A 17,941-nucleotide genomic window follows, 5' to 3' on the forward strand; every position below is an offset into this window, starting at 1 on the left:
CGCGCCGCCCCTGCCGGGCCCGTGCCCTAGCGGTCCAGTTCCCGCAGGTACTCGGCGAACTTCTCCAGGCCGTCGATGTTGCGCGGCCCGGAGATGCCCTCGTTGTAGTCCAGGACGAAGAAGTTCTCCTCCACCACCGCGGGCACCTCCGCCATGACGGGGGAGGAGGTGAGGAAGTCGATCTTCTCCTGTGCGGGCTGGTCGCCGTAGTCCAGGATGATGATGACCTCGGGCTCGGCCTCGACCACGGGCTCCCAGCCCACCTGGGTCCAGCGCTCCTCCAGCTCACCGAAGACGTTCTCGCCCCCGGCGTACCTGATGATGTCGTTCGGCGGTACCTGGTTGCCCGCGGTGAAGGGCTGGTCGGTACCGGAGTCGTACAGGAAGACCGGGACGGGGCCGCCTTCGGGCGCCTGCTCCTCCACCGCCGCCACCCGCTCCTCGAAACCGGACACCAGCTCCTCGGCGCGCTCCTGCACACCGAAGATCCGCCCGAGCCGGTCCAGGTCGGCGTACAGGCCCTCGAACGGTGTCACCCGCTCGGGGTGGCCCGGGTAGTTGTAGCAGGACTCGGTGTGCATGAAGCTCTGGATGCCGATTCCGTCCAGGATCTGCGGGGTGATGCCCCGCTGGTCGCTGAACCCCGAGTTCCAGCCCGCGACGACCAGGTCGGCCTCGGCGTCCACCACCAGTTCCCGGTTGAGCAGGTCGTCGCTGAGGAACTCCACCGCCTCGTAGTCCCGGGCCCACGGCGACTCCGAGACCGGCGGGTTGGCCGGGGGCATCACGTAGCCGTGCACGTGGTCGACCAGTCCCAGGGAGAACAGCTTGTCGGCGCTGCCGCCCTCGTAGGCGACCACCCGCCGGGGGGTCGTGTACTCGACCTCCTCACCGCACCGCTGGACGGTGACCGGGCCCGCGCCCGCCTCGGCGACCTCCTCCACCTCGGCACCGCACCCGGCGAGCAGGACCGAGGCGGCGGCCAGGGGGAGCAGGGCCCGGGGGCGCACGAGGGGGACGGAGCGGCGGTTCGGCGGGAGGGAACCCGCCGGTGTTCGGACGGTCATCGCAGGCCCTTCTTCGGGGGTGGGAGTTCGTACAGCAGTTGGGGGTCGCCGGTGAGGGGGTGGGGCACCACGGAGGCCTCCACCCCGAAGACGTCCTGCAGCAGGGCGGGGGTGAGGACCTCCTTCGGCGTTCCGGCGGTCGCCAGGGAGCCCTCGGAGAGCACCCCGATCAGGTCGCAGGCCGAGGCGGCCAGATTGAGGTCGTGCAGGACCACGAGCACGGTCACGCCCGCGGCGCGCAGCAGGGAGAGCAGTTCGAGCTGGTGGCGCACGTCCAGGTGGTTGGTCGGCTCGTCCAGCACCAGGACCTCGGGTTCCTGGACCAGGGCCCGGGCCACCAGGACCCGCTGGCGTTCACCGCCGGACAGTTCGAGCACACCGCGCCCGGCCAGGTGGGACACGTCCAGCAGCTCCATCGAACGGCGGCACAGGTCGCGTTCGCGTGCGCTCAGCGGCTGGTTCCCGCGCAGGTGGGGTGCGCGGCCCAACGCGACCAGCTCCTCGACGGTGAAGTCGAGGTCGCTTCCGCCCTCCTGCGTGAGCGCGGCGATCCGCTGGGCGCTGTGCCGCAGCCCCAGCGCCGACAGGTCCCGCCCGCCGAGCAGCACCCGGCCCGCGCTGGGGCCCAGCGCCCGGTAGACGCAGCGCAGCGCGGTGGACTTGCCGGACCCGTTGGGGCCGACCAGCCCGACCACCTGCCCCTCGGGGACGTCCAGGGTCAGTTCACGCACGATCCGCGCTCCGCCCAGGTCCACGGAGAGGTCGTCGAATAGCAGTTCCATCAGCGGCTCCCGAACAGGTAGCCGCGGCGTCGCATCAGGATGATGAACACCGGTACGCCGACCAGCGCGGTGATGACGCCGAGGGGGAGTTCGCGGGGGGCCACGGCCACCCGGGAGACCAGGTCGACCCAGACCATGAGCACGGCTCCCGCCAGTGGCGCGACGGTGAGGACCCTGCGGTGGTCCGCACCCACCAGGATGCGCACGATGTGCGGGACCACGAGGCCGACGAAACCGATCGCCCCGCTGACCGCCACCATCGCCCCGGTCATCACGGCGGTGAGGACGAACATCCCACGGCGCAGGCGGTCGGCGTCCACGCCCAGGCTGGCGGCGGTCTCGTCGCCCAGTGCCAGCACGTCCAGGGAGCGGGCCAGGGACCGGAGCAGGAGGACCCCCAGGAGTACGGCGGCCGCGACCACCGGGAGGGAGCCCCAGACGGCGGCGCCGAAACTGCCCATGGTCCAGAACAGGACGGTGCTGGTGGCCTCGTTGCTGGGGGCCAGGTAGACGATCACGCTCATGATCGCCTGGAACCCGAAGGACAGCGCCACCCCGGTCAGGACCAGTCGCAGGGGGGTGGTGCCCGTGCGCGAGTAGGAGATCGCGTAGACGAGCAGGGTGGCGGCCATGGCCCCGGCGAAGGCGCCGGCGGAGACCGCGTAGATGCCCAGGGCCGAGGACGCCCCGAGGACGCTGACCAGGACCGCGCCCACGGAGGCTCCGGAGGAGACGCCGAGGATGTAGGGGTCCGCGAGCGCGTTGCGCACCATCGCCTGGATGGCCACACCCACCACCCCCAGACCGGCGCCGACGACCGCGGCGAGCAGCACCCGGGGGGTCCGGATCTGCCAGACGACCTGGTAGCGCATGAGTTCGTCGGCCTGGATCAGGCCACCGGTCAGCGCGGCCCACAGGTAACGGACGGTCTCACGCGGGGGGACGACCGCCGAGCCCAGGCCGATCGCCAGGACCACGGACACGGCCAGTGCGAGGACGAGGACCGCGGCTGTGGTGGCTGTTCCGGTGGGGGTGGTCAGCCAGCGGGGCTTCGGAGCGGGGGCGGCGTCGGGGGTGTCGCTCCGGTCGGGGGACGCCGGGCCGCGCGGGGTGTCGGCGGCCCCACCGGGGGGAGCGGGGGCTTTCCGCATCGGACCTCCCTTCCTGTCTGGATATGAAAACGGTTTTCATTCTAAACGCAGAGTTGGCTGCTTGTGTCCACAACCGGAAGACCACGACCGGAAGACAGGGGGAGAAGGTGCGGCTGGGGCGGGGGAGTGGCGGGAACGCCGAAGCGCCCGTCGGCGGTCCGCCGACCGGTTCGGGTGAACCGGTGCGCGGACCACCGGCGGGCGCCTGGTTCCCGGTGGGTCGGATGCGTGCTGGTCGGATGCGTGCTGGTCGGGTGCGGGTCTGCCGGGTGCCTGCCTCAGGCGCGGCCGGCGGAGAACAGGCCCCGCCCGCCGAAGGCGAGCTCCGCGAAGCGTTCGCCGATGCGGCGGTGCGCGGCGGTGTCCGGGTGCAGTTCGTCGGGCAGCGGAAGCTCGGCGAAGTCCGCTTCTCCGTAGAGTTCGCGGCCGTCCAGGTAGCCCAGGTTCGGGTCCTCGGCAGCCCGCTCGCGCACGATGCGGGCGAGCTCCTCCCGGATGGCCGTCAGTGTCAGCTTCCCCGCGGAGCGCTCCTCCGGGTCGCCGGTGGCCCGGAACCGCTTCTCCCCGGCGCGCAGGGCGTCCGTGTCGAAGGCGCACGGCCCCGGGGTGTCCTCGTGGATGGGGCACAGGATCGGCGAGACCACCAGGAGCGGCGTGGTGGGGTGGCCCTCCCGGAGGGTGTCGAGGAAGCCGTGCACCGCGGGCGTGAGGGCCCGCATCCGCATCAGGTCCGCGTTGACCAGGTTGATGCCGATCTTGACGCTGATCAGGTCGGCCTCGGTGTCCCGCATGGCACGGGCGGTGAACGGGTCCAGCAGGGCGCTGCCGCCCAGACCGAGGTTGACCAGCTCCGCGCAGGCGCGGGCGGCGGCGACCGCGGGCCAGGTCCCGGTCGGACCGGAGGCGTCGGAGCCGTGGCTGATCGAACTCCCGTGGTGCAGCCATACCGGGCGGCCCCGGTCCGGCACCGGCTCCACGGGGGCGTCGGTGCGCAGGGCGACGAGCTCGGTGGTCTCGTCGTGCGGGAGCCAGATCTCGACGTCCTTGACCCGGTCGGGCAGGTCGGTGAACCGGGCGGTGCCGACCGGGCCCGGCCGGTGCTCGAAGCCTCCGGTGGCCGCGTCGATCGTCAGGGTGTCCCCGCCGGCCACGGTGGCCCGTCCGGTGGGGCGGCCGTCGACGAGCAGCTCGTACACGCCGTCCGGGCGGGGCGGCAGGCCCGGGTAGACCCTCTTGGTGGGCACCGTGTCGAGTTCGATGACGGTGGCTCCGGTGCGCAGGCACAGCCGGACGCCGGACGGCTGGGCCTCGGCCATGGCCAGTTGCGGGTCGGTGTTCTGGGCGCGGGCCCGGGCGGGCAGCCGGTGCGGCAGTACGCCGCGCCCGGTGTCCTCCAGGTCGAGGGCTCCGCGCAGGAGCTCCGCGGTGACGGCTGTCGTGGTCAGGTGCGGGGTGTGCATGGTGTCGGCCTTGCTGTTCGGGGTGTTCGGGTGTGCCCGTCGCGGGGCGTGGAACCGGACTCGCCCGCTGCGGGACGCGGATCCGCGGTCAGCGCGCAGGCCAGTTCCTCAGCAGCGCGTCGAGGGCGTCCAGGGTTCGTGACCAGGTCTCCTGGGTGTCCGGTGCGCTGTGACTGAACCCGCCGCCCATCTCCAGGGAGACGTAGCCGTGGAAGACGCTGCCCAGCAGGCGGACCGCGTGGGTCTGGTCCGGTTCGGACAGGTCGTAGCCGCGCAGGAGCGCCCTGGTCATCTGGGCGTGCCGGACCCCTGCGCTGGCCGCCGCCGTCTGGGGGTCGAGCCTGAGCTGGGCGGCGGCGTAGCGGCCGGGGTGCTCGTGCGCGTAGTCCCGGTAGACGTCGGCGAGGGCGGTCAGGGCCTCCTTGCCGGAGCGGCCGGCCAGGGCCTCGGCGGCCCGGTCGGCGAGTTCCTCCAGGGCGAGCAGGGCGATCCTGGTCCGCAGGTCCCGGGAGTTGCGTACGTGCGAGTACAGGCTCGCGACCCTGACGTCGAACCGTCTGGCCAGGGCCGAGACGGTCACCTGGTCGAAGCCGACCTCGTCGGCGAGCTCGGCGCCCGCCCGGGTGAGTCGTTGCGCCGTGAGTCCTGCACGTGCCATGGATGCCCCCTACTTTCCTAAGGCCCTATTGTATTTGCCTAACACTTTTAGGCAAATATCCGTTCCTCAGAGGAAGCGGGCGCGGACACGAAGGCACCCGTGACGCGGGGCGTCACGGGTGCCGGAAGAGTGTTCCTGCGGAGGCGGTCAGCCCTCCAGGGTCTCCTGGATGAGCGGCACGATCCCGTCCAGGGCATGGTTCACGCCCAGGGTGGAACCGCTGGAGAAGGCGTTGACCAGCTCCGGGTCGTCCAGGACGAGCAGGCGTCCGTCCTGTGCGGCGGGGATCCCCTGCAGGACCGGGTCCTCGTTCAGGAACTCCACGGCCTCGGGGCCGCCGATCGGGAAGACGACGGTCAGGTCGGCGTCCAGCTCCTCCACGAGCTCGGAGCTCAGGTCGGAGTAGAAGGCGCCGTCGGCCATCTCCACGAGTTCGGGCTTGTACTCGAAACCGAGCTCGGCGAGCACGTCCACCCGGGTGTCGCCGGGGACGTAGGCCCCGTACTGCCCGTCGAAGTAGGCGCCCACCGCGATGGTGAGGTCCGCGAACCCGGGGTTGTCCGCCCGCAGCTGCGCGAAGCGGTCCTCGAGTTCGGTGACCAGTTCCTCGCCGCGCTCCTGCTCACCGAGGACTTCGGCGACCTGGCGGGTCTGCTGCTGCCAGGTGGTGCCGTAGGTGACCTCGACCCCGGGCGGCGGGCCGACCACAGGGGCGACGGGGGAGAGGAGGTCGTACCGTTCCTGGGAGTTGTCGGAGCGCGTGTCGAGGATGACGTCGGGCTCCAGGGAGGCGATCGCCTCCAGGTTGGGTTCCATGGTGCCGAGCTGCCCGGGCTCTGAGTCGAACAGGTCGGATGCCCAGGGGCCCACGCCGGTGCCCCCGTACCCCTGCCAGTCGGCGACGCCCACCGGCTGCACGCCCAGGGCGAGGGCGGTCTCGGCGTCGGACCAGCCGAGCGCGACCACGTTCTCGGGGCGGTCGTCGATCTCCACGTCGCCGAAGAGGGTCTCGACGGTGACGGGGTAGCCCTCGGCCGTCTCGTCCGTGGGCTCCGCCGGGGCGTCGGATCCGCCGCAGGCGGTGAGCAGGACGGTGGCCAGGACGCCGGCGGTGACCAGGCCGGGACGGGTGGGCGGACCGGGGTTCATGGGACCTCGCTGTCGAAGATGAGCTTAGCCTTGCCTAAGCCGAGTTTGACCAGGTTAGCGCTTCCTGCGCACGGTGTGGTCACGGGGTCCGGGGTCAGTCGACCCCGGCCACGCCCGCGCGCCAGTAGCCCACGAACGTGATGTCGTCCTTGGCGACCTCGTGCTCGCGCACCAGGGCGCGGCGCAGCCCCGTGGGCAGCCCGTTCTCTCCGGCCACCCAGCAGTACGGGCGCCCCTTCGGCAGGGGTCCGGACCGGACCGTCTCCAGGGCCAGTCGCCCCGGGACGGCGTGCTCGTCCTCGCGGGGCAGCCAGTGCACCTGCACGCCGGGCGGCGCCTCCACCGGGCGGACGTCACGGGGCGAGGGGACCTCCAGGTAGACCTGGGCGCGCAGGTCCCGGGGGGCCTGCTCGACGATGGACAGCAGGGCGGGCACGGCGCTCTCGTCACCGACCAGCAGGTGCCAGTCCGCCTCGGGCGGGGGCAGGTAGTAGATCCCCTCGGGGAACAGGCCCACCTCGTCGCCGACCGCGGCCGAGGCGGCCCAGGTCGAGGCCGGGCCCCCGTCGGCGTGCGCCACGAACTCCACGTCCAGTTCCAGTGCCTCGGGGTCGAACCGGCGCATCGTGTAGTTGCGCACGTAGGGGCGCACCTCGTCGGGCATCTCGCGGTACTCGGGGTACCAGCCGTCCGCGTCGGAGTCCGGCAGGGTCAGCCGCTCCTGGCCGGGGCGCCGGAGGAAGACGCGCACGCACTGGTCCAGGCCCAGGAACTCGAACCGGGCCAGGTCCGGGCCGCCGAAGGTCACGGTGACGAAGTGGTCGGTGGTCCGTTCGGTCCGCACGACCCGGGCGCGGATCATCTGACGGTGACTCGGGTGCTGGATGCGCAACGAGGGGTCCTTCGGCGGCGAGTGCGTGGGTGGGGCGTGAGGTTAGCCTAACCAATATCATGACTCGTGGGAAAACGCCCTTCACGGGACGGAACGGTCATCCTGTGGTCGGAGGGTGCGCCCGTAATGGCTAGGATTGCCCGGTTGGACGGCTGACACGAGGGGACGGGAAACGGATGACCATGCCTGAGGGGCCGCCCCCGCGCCCCCGCGGACGGGGCGGACGGGCCCCGAACGGAGACGCACCGTGACCCGAGCCCCCATCGCCCCCGACCCCGTCCCCGCCACCGCCGGGGAACTGCGCTCGCGCACCCTGCGCCGCCACCGCGGCCGCATCACCCTCGGCGTCCTCCTCCTCTCCCTCCACCAGGTCTGCGAGACGCTCGTCCCGGTCGCCATCGGCCTCACCATCGACCTCGCCGTCTCCACCGGGGACGTCACCGCCCTGGCGTGGTGCGTGGGCGGGCTCGCCCTGCTCTTCGCCGTCCTGGCCAGTGCCTACCGCTTCGGCGCCCGCTTCACCCTCGGCGCCCTGGAACGAGAGGCCCACCTGCTGCGCCTGGAGTCCGCCCGCCGGGTCCTGCACCCCCGGGGTGAACGCAGCGGCCTGCGCTCCGGAGAGGTCCTGGCCGTGGCCACCTCCGACGCCGAACAGGCCGCCACCTACGTGCGCGCCTGGGCCGTGGGCATCGCCCAGGCCACCGGGATCGTGGTCACCACCGTCGTCCTGCTCACCATCAACGTCCCCCTCGGCCTCGGCGTGCTCCTCGGCGTCCCGCTCATGCTCCTGCTGCTGCGCGTCCCCGCCGCCCGCATCACCCGCCGCACCGAGGCCAAACAGGCCACCGCAGCCCGGGCCACCGCCATGGCCACCGACCTCGTCGGCGGCCTGCGCGTACTCATGGGCATCGGAGCCCGGCACAACGCGGCCCTGCGCTACCGCGAGGTCAGCGACCGCGCACTGACCGCCTCCGTCGGCGCCGCCGCCACCAACGGCCTCTACAAGGGCCTGGTCACCGCCACCGGTGCCCTCTTCCTGGCCTGTGTCGCCGGAACCGCCGGGTGGATGGCCCTCCGGGGGCACCTCACCATCGGCGAACTCGTCATCGTGGTCGGCCTCGCCCAGTTCCTCGCCGAACCCGTCCAGGTGCTCGGCATGGTCGGGCAGATGTTCGCGATCGCGCGCGCCTCGGCCCAGCGCCTGGTCCGCCTCCTCAACGCACCCGACGCCGTCACCCCCGGCGACCGGACCCTCTCCGAGGCGCCGCACGCCGTGGAGCTCCGGGGGGTCAGCCACCGCACGCTCGACGGCGTCGACCTGACGGTCGGCCCGGGGGAGCTCGTCGGGGTGCTCACCACCGACCCACGGGACGCCGAGTCCCTGGTCGAGGTCCTTGCCGGACGGGCCGAGGGGGCCGGGGGCACCACCCGGATCGGCGGGGTGCCCGTGAGCGAACTCGACCTCGCCTCGCTGCGCGCGGCGGTGCTGGTCGAGGAACACGACAGCGTCCTGTTCGAAGGCACCCTGCGCTCCAACCTGGTCACCACCGACGGACGCCGCCGCGACGACACCGCCCTGCTGGCAGCCCTGGCCGCGGCCGCCGCGCAGGACCTGGTCACGGGTCACCCCCGAGGGCTCGACCGGCCCGTCACCGACCACGCCGCCAACCTCTCCGGCGGCCAGCGCCAGCGCGTCGCCCTGGCCCGCGCCCTGGTCGCCGACCCACCGGTACTGGTCCTGCACGACCCCACCACCGCGGTCGACGCCGTCACCGAGGAGGCCATCGCCCGGGGCACGGCCCAACTGCGCGCCGGACGCACCCCCCTCGGCGCCACCCTCGTCATCGCGGGCAGCCCCGCGCTGCTCGCCCGTGCCGACCGCGTGGTGGTCCTGCGGGAGGGCAGGGTGCACGCCCTGGGCACCCACGCACAGCTGGCCGAGGACGACCCCCACTACCGCGAGGCGGTGCTGCGTTGAGCACGGAACCCACCACCGAGGCCGGGCCCCGGGAAACGGAACCCGCCGCCGGGACCGGGCCCCGGGAACACGAGGGGGCCGACAGCGGGCCGGAACTGCTGCCCACCGCAACCGCCAAACGCACCGGGACCGTGCTCCTCGACGGGGTCCGCGCCGCACCCCGGGCCACCGCACTGGCCGTCGTGACCGTCCTCGCGGGCAGCGCGGCCGGGCTCGTGGCGCCCTGGGTCCTCGGCTCGATGGTCGACGACATCTCCGCCGGGGCCGGACCGGACGCGATCCTGCGGTCGGCCGCACTCATCGCCGCGTCCGCCCTGGTCGGCGGAATCCTGGTGGGGATCGGCGCCTGGCAGGTCAGCCGGGTCGGCGAGACCATCCTCGCCCGGTTGCGCGAACGCGTGATGGAGCGTGTCCTGCACATGCCCGCCGCACGGTTGGAGAGGGTGCGGATCGGCGACCTGCTCTCCCGGGTCGGCGACGACGTCGCCGTGGTCACCACCGCCATCGCCCGCAACGGGCCCGAGGTCGTCACCGCCCTGGCCGTGGTCGTGCTCACCGCCGGGGGGATGACCGCCCTCGACTGGCGTCTGGGCCTGGCCGGCCTGGCCGCCGTGCCCTTCTACGTCTGGGCGGTGCGCTGGTACATGCCCAGGTCGGGCCCCTACTACGCCCGGGAGCGCATCGCCATGGGCGAGCGCTCGCACGCCCTCATGGGCGCCCTGCGCGGCCGCGGCACCGTGCGCGCCTACCGGCTGGAGGAGGAGCACGAACAGCGCATCGCCGACCGCTCCCGCACCGCTATGCAGCTGACCCTGGACGTGTTCCGGCTGTTCACCCGGCTCGGCGCGCGGATGAACGGCTCCGAGTTCGTGGGGCTGGGCGCCGTGCTGGTGGTGGGTTTCTGGCTGGTTCGAGGAGACCTCGCCACCGTCGGCATGGTCACCGCCGCCGCCCTGTACTTCCACCGCCTCTTCGGGCCGCTGGGCTTCCTCGTGATGAACTTCAACGACGTCCAGCAGGCCGGTGCGAGCCTGGCCCGCCTGGCCGGGGTCGTGGACCTGCCCGTCGCCCGGGATCCGGGCGCCGAGGAGGGGCCCGCCGGGTCCTCCCTGCACGTGGAGGGGGTCAGCCACACCTACGCCCCCGGTGCCCCCGAGGCCCTGGACCGGGTGGACCTCAGGGTCGCCCCCGGCGAACGGGTCGCCCTCGTCGGCGCCAGCGGAGCGGGCAAGACCACCCTGGCCGCCGTCGTCAGCGGCCTGCGCACCCCCACCTCGGGAACGGTGTACCTCGGCGGGATCCCCCTGGACGAACTCGGCGAACAGCGCGTACGCGAACACGTCTTCCTGGTCAGCCAGGAGACCCACGTGTTCGCCGGGACGCTCCTGGACGACCTGCGCCTGGCCCGAGCCGGGGCCACCGCCGCGGAGGCGGAGGAGGCACTGGACGCCGTCGACGCCCTGGACTGGGTGCGCGCCCTCCCCGAGGGCACGGCCACCGTCGTGGGCGAGGGCGGCCACGCGCTCACCGCCGAACAGGCCCAGCACCTGGCCCTGGCCCGACTCGTCCTCGCCGACCCGGACCTGGCGGTGCTCGACGAGGCCACCGCCGAGGCCGGGAGCTCCGGAGCACGCCGGCTGGAGAGGGCCGCGGTCGCCGCCACCAAGGGCCGCACCACCCTGGTGGTCGCGCACCGCCTCACCCAGGCGCAGACCGCCGACCGCGTGGTCGTCATGGACCGGGGGCGGATCGTCGAGGAGGGCACCCACGAGCGCCTCGTCGCCGACGGGGGGCGCTACGCCCGCCTCTGGCGCAGCTGGCAGGGCTGACCCTCCGGCCGACTGAGGAGAGGAGCCCGGGCCCCGGCAGGAGACGCAGTTCGGGCCCGGTCCCCCGGCCTCAGCCGCCGTACTCGGCGCGGATGCGGTCGGCGAACCGCGCGAAGCCGGCCCCGTGCAGGAACGCCGACCTCATGGTCCCCGGGTCCGCGACCCCCTGGCCCGCGATGTCGAAGGCGGTCCCGTGGTCCACCGAGGTGCGCAGGATCGGCAGCCCCACGGTCACCGAGACCGTCCCGTCGAAGTCGACGGTCTTGGCCGCGATGTGCCCCTGGTCGTGGTATTGGGACAGCACCCCGTCGAACCGCCCCGACAGAAGCTGGTGGAAGACCGAGTCGGCCGGAACCGGGCCGTGGACGTCCGCGCCCCGCTCGCGCACCGCCCGCACGGCGGGGGCGATGTGCTCGATCTCCTCGTCGCCGAAGGCTCCGTTCTCCCCGCCGTGCGGGTTGACGGCGGCCACGGCCAGCCGGGGCTCGTCGTCGCCGAACACCCGGAGCGCGGTCAACGCCTCGTCGATGCAGCGGACCTGCTGCTCCCGGTTGATCCGGTCCAGGGCCCGGCGCAGGGACACGTGCCGGGTGGCGAAGAAGATCTTCTTCCCGCGCACCACGAACATGGTGTTCTGCCGGGTGGAGCCGGTCAGCGCGCCGAGCATCTCGGTGTGTCCGAGGTGCTCGCTGCCCGCCGCCCAGACGGCCTCCTTGTTGATGGGGCCGGTGACGATCCCGGCGACCTCCTTGGCCATCGCGGAGGCGGTGGCGACCTCGACGGCGCGTACCGCCGTGGCGCCCGCCCGGGCGTTCACCTCGCCCCAGGGCAGCTTCGTGCCGCCGAGGAACTCGATGTCGAGGCAGTCGATCACACCCTCCCGCTCGGGCGGCAGGGTGTCCCAGGTCGAGAAGGAACGGATCTCCGCGTCGATCCCGCACAGGCGTACCGCCCTGACCAGCACGGACGGGTCGGCCACCACCACGCCGCGCGCGGCGGCCCCCGTCCCCACCTCCGCGAGCGCGCGCACGGTGATCTCCGGGCCGATGCCGACCGGGTCGCCGACGGTCACGGCCAGGATCGGTCGTTCTGTCATCTTCGGGTTCCTTCCTGTCCGGGACGGGGAGGCAGTACGGTGGCACGCTCCCCGGGTACGAGTATCCCCACGGGCGGGGCCGACGGCACTGACCGTTCAGGCGTGGCCCGGCTCGAACGAGTCCTCGTTGAGGACGACGACCGCGCCGTCCGGTACACACTCTTCGGGCAGGTCGGCCCCCCACTCCGGTTCGGCGTCCCGGTGGCCGCCTCCGGCGGTGAAGCGGTCTCCGTCCACGATCGGTCCCGTCGCGGGATCCTCGACCCCGCCCCGTCCGTCGTCCAGGGGGATGACGTTGTCCGGCCAGAGCGGGGCCGCTGATCCCACGACCTCCCCGGAGGCATCGTCCCGGAAGAGGACGACGAGGCAGCGCTCCTCGGGCAGGTAGGCGAGTTCCCCGTGTACCTGGGCCTCCATCGAGCTCGAGAAGTCGTGCACGAGGATGCGCGGGTCGTCCCCGAGGGTGGCCACCTCGTCCCGTCCCGGCCCGGGGGACGCCTGTTCCGGACCCGGGGAAGCCTGTTCCGGCTCCGGGGACGCGCACGAGGTCAGCAGTACGACGGCCAGGAGGAGCGGGAGGGAGCGCACTGTCGGCACGGCGGGTGCACCTTCCAGGAGGCGGAGAGGTCGAGGATCGGACGCCCCCGGGGCGCGTACGGTTCCCCGTGCTGCTTTCCCGGACGGGGCCTGGGCGCCCGCCAGGGCCGAGCGGTCGCCCAGGATGTGGGGCCCGCCCGCCCAGCCCCGCCGGGTGGCGGAGCCGCCTCTACCAGCCCCCGCCCGACCACGGCTGACCCTCGGAGGCCGGGGCCGCCCGGGACCCGTGTCACCGGGCCAGGGCAGCTTCCAGTTCGGCCCGGTGATCCAGTGTCCAGCAGTGCGCGGCGAGGACCTCCTCCGCCACGCCCCGGTCACGGAAGTCGCGCAGGCGTGCGCCCCCTGCCGAGGACGCCCCCGTCTTCGGGGCCTGTGTTGAGGTGGCATGCGCCATCAACCCGGAAAAGTAGTGGTCCTCCCCTGGGAGACGTGCGCCTGCACCCAGTCCAACAGGGGCAGCAGGAGCGCGGTGACCTCCGCGCCGTCTCCGGTCAGGCTGTACTCGACGTAGGGCGGCACCACCGGTTTGGCGTCACGCGCCACGAGGCCGTCCGCCTCCAGGGTGCGCAGGGTCTGGGCGAGCATCTTCTCGCTGATGCCGTCGATTCCGTGCCGCAGGTCGCTCCAGCGCCGCGGCCCCTCCGACAGGCCGACCAGCACCAGCACCCCCCACTTGCTGGTGATGTCGCCGAGCAGGGCCCGCGACGGGCAGCCCGCGGGCAGGACGCGCCCGCCGATGCGGGGAAGCTCAGTCCGGGGCTCCTTCTTGCGAGTGTCCTGAGTGGTGTCCATCCTCATAACTTACCAAAAGGTGCGTACCTCACTGATGGAATGTGTGAAAGAGGTGGCTCGTTGGCACCTACGAACTGTCGGGAGGGCTTCCCGACAGGTGATCGAAGGGAGACCCCATGTCCGTCGTCGTCACCGGTGCCACCGGCCAACTGGGCCGCCTCGTCGTCGAGTCCCTGTTGGATAGGGGGCACCCCGCCGAGCACATCACCGCCACCGGCCGTGACACCGCCAGGATCACCGACCTGGCCGAACGGGGCGTCACCGTCCGTCGAGCCGACTTCGAGGACCCGGAGTCGCTTCGGGAGGCCTTCCGGGGAGCCGACACCGTCCTCCTGGTCTCCGGTAACGAACTCGGCCGACGGGTGGAACAGCACGGCAACGCCATCGAGGCGGCCAGGGAGGTCGGGGTCGGGCACCTCGTCTACACCAGCGCGCCCAGGGCCGACGACACCACGCTGGTCCTGGCACCCGAGCACAGGGCCACCGAGGAACTCCTCGCCGCCTCCGGGCTGACCCACACGGTCCTGCGCAACGGCTGGTACAACGAACTCTCCCAGCAGGCACTGGAGCAGGCCCGGGAACACGGGGCCTTCGCGGGCAGCGCGGGTCGGGGGCGCACCGCCAGCGCGGCCCGCCGGGACCTGGCCGAGGCCGCTGCCGTGGTGTTGGCCGACCCCGCACCGCACGCCGGGGCCGTCCACGAGCTCAGCGGCGACACCGCCTGGACCAACGACGAGCTCGCCCGGGACATCGGTGAGCTGCTGGGGCGCGAGGTCCGCTACCGGGACCTGAACCCCGAGGAGCACCGCGCCGTGCTGGCCGGGGCGGGCCTGGACGAGGGCACCGTCGAGTTCGTGGTCACGCTGGACCGCAACGTCCGCGACGGAGAACTGGCGGACACCCCGGGAACCCTGTCCAAGCTGATCGGACGCCCCACCACCCCGGTGGCCGAGACCCTGCGCGGCCTCCTCTGAGGGTTTCGCCCGGGGTGCCGCGCAGGTCTGCGCCACGCCCCGGGCGGCGGGAACCGTCGACCCACGTCCAGGGACGGATCAGCACTCGGGCGGAAACTCGTCGGTACCCACCAGGGTGCCGTCTCCGGGGTCCTCCGTACCCACGTACACGCCGTCGTCGGCGGCCAGGAGCTCGGTGTTGAAACTCAACGTGGCGATGTCGTGCTCGGCGTCGTCCTCGACTGCGTCGGCTGAGGTCACGCCCAGCGTGTACTCGGTGGCCGCCGACTCCGGCACGACCCGGTAGGCGGGCGCCCCCTCGCTGTCGGTGATCTCCCAGTCCTCCCCGGGGGCGGACAGGTCCACCTCGACCTCGTCGCCGGGGAAGTCCCGGGTGGCGTGCAGCTGCCATCCGTGCTCCTGCGAGTCCAGGTCGATTCGCGCGGGAGGGCTGTCCCCGCACCAGGAGATCATGACGACGGGGAACTGGTGCCGGGCGGAGAAGTGCCCGGTGGCGACGGCGCCCACGGCGCCCCCGTCGGACATGCACGAGGTCAGGAGCAGACACGCCGGGGGCAGGGCTACCAACTGTCTGAGGGTGGCTCTGTCGAGGACTGGCATGCCGTGATTGTGCCAACCGAATTCACGCGTCGTGCGCCCGCCGGGGCGGCTCCGGAGGGCGATGGGAACGAAGAACACAGGTCACACCGGGCCTGGTGGAAATCCGCCGCGGAGTGTCGCTTCGGCGTGTCCCCGCGGGCGGTCCGGGCCGCCGGGCACCCGGTGCCCGCCCCGGCCCGCCCGTTGGAGGAGATCCGGCTGCATCCCCTGTGCCGAGGGGGATCCGGTGTTACCCGATGACCGTAGGATCGGGGCACTGATACGGCTATACGCGGTGATGAGGTAACAGACGATGAGCGATCAGGCACCTGCGATCGACACGACGATTCCGCACTCGGCACGGGTGTGGAACTACTGGCTGGGCGGTAAGGACAACTACCCGGTGGACCGGGAGGCGGGGGAGCAGTTCCTGAAGGTCTTCCCCGGGATCGCGCAGCTGGCGCGTTCCTCGCGGGCCTTCCAGGAGCGCGCCGTCAGACACCTGGCGGGCGAGGCGGGCGTGCGGCAGTTCCTCGACGTGGGCACCGGACTGCCCACGCACAACAACACCCACGAGATCGCGCAGTCGGTGGCCCCCGAGGCGCGGATCGTCTACGTGGACAACGACCCCCTCGTGCTGACCCACGCGCGTGCCCTGCTGACCAGTTCGCCGGAGGGACGCACCCAGTACGTCCACGCGGACCTGTACGAGCCCGAGCTGATCCTGGAGAAGGCCGCCGACCTGCTGGACCTGGACCAGCCGGTCGGTCTGATGCTGATGGGTGTCCTGGGGCACGTGCAGGAGTACGAGGAGGCCGTCTCGATCGTGCGGCGTCTGCTCGCGGGCCTGCCCTCCGGCAGCTACCTGACCGTCAGCGAGGGCAGCAACGTGCATAGCGAGGAGAACGCCGAGGCCCAGGGCGAGTACAACGAGAGCGGCGCGGTTCCCTACATCCCGCGTACCCCCGAGCAGATCGGCGGCTACCTGGAGGGGTTGGAGCTGGTGGAGCCGGGGCTGGTCTCGGTCACCCAGTGGCGTCCCGTGCTGAGGGGTGACGGCCCTCCCGCCGAGGTGGACCAGTACGGCGGGGTCGGCCGCAAGCCCTGACGGGCGGACCCGCCCCCGGATGCGGGCCCCGGGACGGCGCCACCGCCGTCGTCCCGGCGGGGCCGGTCAGCCCCGGGCGGCCGAGTACACGCTCAGGTGCGTGTGGGCGAGGGAGAACAGCGGGGTGGGGACCCCGAGCGCGCGGCCTCTGGCTACCAGGTCGCCGACGATGTGGTCGCCCTCCACCGGGTTGTCGTGGGTGAGGTCCCAGTACATGGACGTGGAGGTGTCGCGTTCGGTGTCGGAGATGACGTCGTTCGCGAACTCCAGGATCCGGTCGCCGGGCGGGTGGCCGGCTGCGGTGGCCACGGCGACGGCCTCGGCGAGCATCCCGGCGCTGAACTCGGCTCCGCCCGGGGCCCGGTTGACCCGGCCGACGGGGGCGCGCATCAGACAGGTGACGGCGCCCAGGCTGGCCAGGAAGATCCACTTGTCCCACATCTCCTGACGGATCTCCTTGGTGGGGCGGGCGGTGAACCCGGCCCCCTCCAGGGCGGTGTGCACCCGGTCCAGGCCGATCACGGGGGAGTCGGAGAGCGGCCCGTAGACGAGTTCGCCCATCCTGCCGACCTCGACGATGCCGCCCCGCTCGTCCAGGCGGGTCATCACCATGCACACCCCGCCGTAGACGCGGTCCGGGCCGAAGCGCCCGGTGAGCACGTCCAGGTGGCGCATGCCGTTGAGGAGGGGCAGCACGACGGTGTCCGGGCCGACCGCCGCGGCGAGGTCGTCGACGGCGCCGTCCAGGCCGTAGGACTTGACCGAGACGATGACCAGGTCGTAGTCGGGGGTGAGCCGCCCGGCGGTGACCGCGCGGACGGGGACGTTCTCGGTTCGCCCGTCCAGGGTGTGGATGTCCAGGCCGTGCCCGTTCAGGAGTTCGGCGCGTGCCGGGCGGACCAGGAAGTCGACCTCGCGTCCGGCACGGACGAGTTTCGCTCCGAAGTAGCCGCCGACCGCACCCGCACCCACGACAAGGATCCTCATGTCACTCCCGGTTCGACGGCCCCTGTGGAACAGGCAAAACGTATGACGAGGGGATGCCCTGCCGCAAGGGCGGTCCGTCGGCCTGTGGACGACGGCGGCCCCCGTCCGGAGAGGTCCGAAGCGGGCCGGGGCGACCACCTCCCTCCGAACGCACTTCCGACATGAGGCGAAATTTGTTTTTATGACCATTTTTGGGTGCCGTGCTGTTCGGGTTTTGTCTCGGGTGTTCGGTTGTCCGAAAAAGGGATGATCAGCCAGGGGGTTGCGGTGTGCCACGGCTTCGGAGACCATCTTCCTGATGCTCCTCCGTGTTGTTTGTTTCGGAGGGGTTGTTCCTGTGGAATGTGCACAAGAAAAAGGGAGGATGTGGAATGAGGACTCTTTCCGCTGCTGTCGTCCTGGCCCTGGGGAGTCTGCTCGCGGGGGCGGCGCCCGCTCACGCGGCGACCGGTGAGGTCGTGGTCTTCACGACCGAGTTCGAAGACCTCGTTCACTACCCGGACCCCGAGTCGGGCAGCTGTGTGCGGCTCCCCGGCACCGCACACGTGCTGGTCAACCTGACCGACTCGGACGTTCGCCTGCACCCCGGCCCCGGGTGCCTGGCGCCGGGCGTGCTCGTGGAGCCGGACCGGGGATGGCACGCTCCGCCCAGCGGCCTGTTCAGCTTCTCGGTGGCCTGACCGGGGCCGACGAAGGGGGCAAAGGGCATCTTTTTCGGATTGCCTGTTTTTCCCGCCCTTTCGTGCGGTTGGGGAATGCCCGATGGTGTGGTTTGGGGTATCCGGTCTGGCTGTGTTTTTGACACGGTTTTCGTGTGTGGTTCAGGATGTGTTCCTGCTTCG

At 72.2% G+C, this 17,941-nt stretch carries 18 protein-coding genes; 5 read left to right on the forward strand and 13 right to left on the reverse strand.

The annotated features are described in order from the left end of the window. Positions 1-26 precede the first annotated feature (26 nt). From AC0VYD_RS12375 to AC0VYD_RS12405, 7 genes are all read right to left on the reverse strand, one after another. A complete protein-coding gene (locus AC0VYD_RS12375; protein WP_475480013.1) occupies positions 27-1,067 on the reverse strand; it encodes an ABC transporter substrate-binding protein in 1,041 nt (346 codons plus the stop codon). After that, entirely contained in the window at positions 1,064-1,849 is a 786-nt protein-coding gene (locus tag AC0VYD_RS12380) for an ABC transporter ATP-binding protein (protein ID WP_475480014.1), read from the reverse strand. The genes AC0VYD_RS12375 and AC0VYD_RS12380 overlap by 4 nt, the downstream gene beginning before the upstream one ends. After that, the gene (locus AC0VYD_RS12385) at positions 1,849-3,000 is read right to left on the reverse strand and encodes a FecCD family ABC transporter permease (protein ID WP_475480015.1); all 1,152 of its coding nucleotides are present in this window, start codon (positions 2,998-3,000) and stop codon (positions 1,849-1,851) included. Before AC0VYD_RS12385 ends, AC0VYD_RS12380 begins: the two co-directional genes overlap by 1 nt. 278 nt (positions 3,001-3,278) lie before the next feature. Beyond that, entirely contained in the window at positions 3,279-4,460 is a 1,182-nt protein-coding gene (locus AC0VYD_RS12390) for a GDSL-type esterase/lipase family protein (protein WP_475480016.1), read from the reverse strand. Between the two features lie 88 nt (positions 4,461-4,548). Beyond that, the gene (locus AC0VYD_RS12395) at positions 4,549-5,118 is read right to left on the reverse strand and encodes a TetR/AcrR family transcriptional regulator (protein WP_475480017.1); all 570 of its coding nucleotides are present in this window, start codon (positions 5,116-5,118) and stop codon (positions 4,549-4,551) included. Between the two features lie 147 nt (positions 5,119-5,265). Further along, positions 5,266-6,267: an ABC transporter substrate-binding protein gene (locus AC0VYD_RS12400; RefSeq protein ID WP_475480018.1), complete on the reverse strand. Its 1,002-nt coding sequence runs from the start codon at positions 6,265-6,267 to the stop codon at positions 5,266-5,268. A 94-nt stretch (positions 6,268-6,361) separates the two neighbouring features. Then, entirely contained in the window at positions 6,362-7,129 is a 768-nt protein-coding gene (locus tag AC0VYD_RS12405) for a siderophore-interacting protein (protein WP_475480252.1), read from the reverse strand. Between the two features lie 277 nt (positions 7,130-7,406). On the opposite strand from AC0VYD_RS12405, the gene AC0VYD_RS12410 reads away from it, so the two are divergent. Continuing rightward, positions 7,407-9,137 (forward strand): ABC transporter ATP-binding protein, encoded by a 1,731-nt coding sequence (locus AC0VYD_RS12410; RefSeq protein ID WP_475480019.1) that lies wholly within the window; start codon positions 7,407-7,409, stop codon positions 9,135-9,137. Next, positions 9,134-10,966: an ABC transporter ATP-binding protein gene (locus AC0VYD_RS12415; RefSeq protein ID WP_475480020.1), complete on the forward strand. Its 1,833-nt coding sequence runs from the start codon at positions 9,134-9,136 to the stop codon at positions 10,964-10,966. The genes AC0VYD_RS12410 and AC0VYD_RS12415 overlap by 4 nt, the downstream gene beginning before the upstream one ends. A gap of 70 nt (positions 10,967-11,036) precedes the next feature. Here AC0VYD_RS12415 and pdxA read toward each other — a convergent pair whose 3' ends face one another. The 4 genes from pdxA to AC0VYD_RS12435 form a co-directional block, all read right to left on the reverse strand. After that, a complete protein-coding gene (pdxA, locus tag AC0VYD_RS12420) occupies positions 11,037-12,062 on the reverse strand; it encodes a 4-hydroxythreonine-4-phosphate dehydrogenase PdxA (RefSeq protein WP_475480021.1) in 1,026 nt (341 codons plus the stop codon). Positions 12,063-12,158: 96 nt separating this feature from the next. Further along, positions 12,159-12,659, reverse strand: a complete 501-nt coding sequence (locus tag AC0VYD_RS12425) for a hypothetical protein (protein WP_475480022.1) — start codon at positions 12,657-12,659, stop codon at positions 12,159-12,161. Between the two features lie 229 nt (positions 12,660-12,888). Beyond that, a complete protein-coding gene (locus AC0VYD_RS12430) occupies positions 12,889-13,053 on the reverse strand; it encodes a hypothetical protein (RefSeq protein ID WP_475480023.1) in 165 nt (54 codons plus the stop codon). Beyond that, positions 13,053-13,451, reverse strand: coding sequence for a winged helix-turn-helix transcriptional regulator (locus AC0VYD_RS12435; RefSeq protein WP_475480024.1), 399 nt, complete (start codon positions 13,449-13,451; stop codon positions 13,053-13,055). The genes AC0VYD_RS12430 and AC0VYD_RS12435 overlap by 1 nt, the downstream gene beginning before the upstream one ends. 116 nt (positions 13,452-13,567) lie before the next feature. Here AC0VYD_RS12435 and AC0VYD_RS12440 point away from each other — a divergent pair, with 116 nt between their 5' ends. Next, on the forward strand, positions 13,568-14,425 hold the full coding sequence (locus AC0VYD_RS12440) for an SDR family oxidoreductase (protein WP_475480025.1): 858 nt from the start codon (positions 13,568-13,570) through the stop codon (positions 14,423-14,425). Positions 14,426-14,503: 78 nt separating this feature from the next. Here AC0VYD_RS12440 and AC0VYD_RS12445 read toward each other — a convergent pair whose 3' ends face one another. Next, positions 14,504-15,025: a hypothetical protein gene (locus tag AC0VYD_RS12445; protein ID WP_475480026.1), complete on the reverse strand. Its 522-nt coding sequence runs from the start codon at positions 15,023-15,025 to the stop codon at positions 14,504-14,506. Positions 15,026-15,317: 292 nt separating this feature from the next. On the opposite strand from AC0VYD_RS12445, the gene AC0VYD_RS12450 reads away from it, so the two are divergent. Further along, positions 15,318-16,112, forward strand: coding sequence for an SAM-dependent methyltransferase (locus AC0VYD_RS12450; RefSeq protein ID WP_475480027.1), 795 nt, complete (start codon positions 15,318-15,320; stop codon positions 16,110-16,112). Between the two features lie 66 nt (positions 16,113-16,178). Here the strand turns inward: AC0VYD_RS12450 and AC0VYD_RS12455 are convergent, their stop codons facing one another. Further along, positions 16,179-17,099: a ketopantoate reductase family protein gene (locus tag AC0VYD_RS12455; RefSeq protein ID WP_475480028.1), complete on the reverse strand. Its 921-nt coding sequence runs from the start codon at positions 17,097-17,099 to the stop codon at positions 16,179-16,181. A 371-nt stretch (positions 17,100-17,470) separates the two neighbouring features. On the opposite strand from AC0VYD_RS12455, the gene AC0VYD_RS12460 reads away from it, so the two are divergent. Next, positions 17,471-17,779 (forward strand): hypothetical protein, encoded by a 309-nt coding sequence (locus AC0VYD_RS12460; RefSeq protein ID WP_475480029.1) that lies wholly within the window; start codon positions 17,471-17,473, stop codon positions 17,777-17,779. The last annotated feature ends 162 nt before the right edge of the window (positions 17,780-17,941 follow it).

The sequence above is a fragment of the Nocardiopsis sp. iso_40 genome (assembly GCF_056173285.1).

What these genes read in the sequence shown, in the direction of transcription:
- AC0VYD_RS12430 (WP_475480023.1), bottom strand. Translation starts at nt 13,053, where the DNA reads ATGGCGCATGCCACCTCAACACAGGCCCCGAAGACGGGGGCGTCCTCG.
- AC0VYD_RS12440 (WP_475480025.1), top strand. Translation starts at nt 13,568, where the DNA reads ATGTCCGTCGTCGTCACCGGTGCCACCGGCCAACTGGGCCGCCTCGTC.
- AC0VYD_RS12395 (WP_475480017.1), bottom strand. Translation starts at nt 5,118, where the DNA reads ATGGCACGTGCAGGACTCACGGCGCAACGACTCACCCGGGCGGGCGCC.
- AC0VYD_RS12460 (WP_475480029.1), top strand. Translation starts at nt 17,471, where the DNA reads ATGAGGACTCTTTCCGCTGCTGTCGTCCTGGCCCTGGGGAGTCTGCTC.
- AC0VYD_RS12455 (WP_475480028.1), bottom strand. Translation starts at nt 17,099, where the DNA reads ATGAGGATCCTTGTCGTGGGTGCGGGTGCGGTCGGCGGCTACTTCGGA.
- AC0VYD_RS12390 (WP_475480016.1), bottom strand. Translation starts at nt 4,460, where the DNA reads ATGCACACCCCGCACCTGACCACGACAGCCGTCACCGCGGAGCTCCTG.
- AC0VYD_RS12445 (WP_475480026.1), bottom strand. Translation starts at nt 15,025, where the DNA reads ATGCCAGTCCTCGACAGAGCCACCCTCAGACAGTTGGTAGCCCTGCCC.
- AC0VYD_RS12405 (WP_475480252.1), bottom strand. Translation starts at nt 7,129, where the DNA reads ATGATCCGCGCCCGGGTCGTGCGGACCGAACGGACCACCGACCACTTC.
- AC0VYD_RS12380 (WP_475480014.1), bottom strand. Translation starts at nt 1,849, where the DNA reads ATGGAACTGCTATTCGACGACCTCTCCGTGGACCTGGGCGGAGCGCGG.
- AC0VYD_RS12450 (WP_475480027.1), top strand. Translation starts at nt 15,318, where the DNA reads ATGAGCGATCAGGCACCTGCGATCGACACGACGATTCCGCACTCGGCA.
- pdxA (WP_475480021.1), bottom strand. Translation starts at nt 12,062, where the DNA reads ATGACAGAACGACCGATCCTGGCCGTGACCGTCGGCGACCCGGTCGGC.
- AC0VYD_RS12400 (WP_475480018.1), bottom strand. Translation starts at nt 6,267, where the DNA reads ATGAACCCCGGTCCGCCCACCCGTCCCGGCCTGGTCACCGCCGGCGTC.
- AC0VYD_RS12385 (WP_475480015.1), bottom strand. Translation starts at nt 3,000, where the DNA reads ATGCGGAAAGCCCCCGCTCCCCCCGGTGGGGCCGCCGACACCCCGCGC.
- AC0VYD_RS12375 (WP_475480013.1), bottom strand. Translation starts at nt 1,067, where the DNA reads ATGACCGTCCGAACACCGGCGGGTTCCCTCCCGCCGAACCGCCGCTCC.
- AC0VYD_RS12435 (WP_475480024.1), bottom strand. Translation starts at nt 13,451, where the DNA reads ATGGACACCACTCAGGACACTCGCAAGAAGGAGCCCCGGACTGAGCTT.